The sequence below is a fragment of the Pantoea sp. Morm genome (assembly GCF_016643525.1).
Taxonomy (GTDB): Bacteria; Pseudomonadota; Gammaproteobacteria; order Enterobacterales; family Enterobacteriaceae; genus Pantoea; species Pantoea dispersa.
Window position 1 is genome coordinate 1 of sequence record NZ_VOQX01000281.1, and the last position, 639, is coordinate 639.

Annotated in this window: 1 protein-coding gene and 1 pseudogene; both read right to left on the reverse strand. The window is 63.7% G+C overall.

Features of this window, described 5'->3' with window-relative positions; all coding sequences use genetic code 11:
• The coding region (locus FT726_RS27575) for a hydroxymyristoyl-ACP dehydratase (RefSeq protein WP_346303877.1) at positions 1-297 on the reverse strand (297 nt) is incomplete at its 3' end.
• Positions 284-639 (reverse strand): annotated as a pseudogene (locus FT726_RS27580) (AMP-binding protein); the annotation flags it as partial. The gene FT726_RS27575 and the pseudogene FT726_RS27580, both read right to left, overlap by 14 nt.

Genomic DNA, 639 nt, shown 5'->3' on the forward strand with positions numbered 1-639 from the left:
CAGCAGCGCGTAGCGAAAACTTAGCAGCGACTTTTCCGGCAGCCACTGCAACTGCAGTTCCAGCTGCGCATCCGGCGGCACCGGCTGCTGGAATTTGATGTTTTCAATCGAGGCAAAGCTCTTACCAGGCGCCAGGCGCGTCAGGCCGTAGTGCAGTACCCAGTCAAGCTGCGCCACTCCCGGCAGAATCGGCAGCGTCGGGAAGTGGCCGCGAAACCACAGCAGGTCGGCAGCCGCCAGCAGGCGCAGGGTGAGCGTGTCGTCCTGCTGTTGCGCGTCTAATTCAACCGGTAACATCAAACAATTCCTCTATCTGCGGCCATGCGCGCTTGCTCTGCGCGGTGACCGGAATCGCCGTCACCACCCGCCAGTAGCGCGGCATGGCGACCGGCTCCAGCCAGGGTTGCAGCGCGCGTTTCCATTGTTGTTTACGCTGGTGCAGCGTGGCGGCGTCTGGCAGTTGCGGCAGCGCCAGCACCACCGCGATGGCATGGCGGCCGTGACGCTGAATCGCCAGCGCGGCGGCATCTTCCACACCAGGCAGCGCCAGCAGGCGACGCTCTACTTCGCTCAGCGACACGCGCTTGTCTTCAATTTTAACCACCCGATCCTGGCGCCCTGCCAGCTGAAACCGGCACG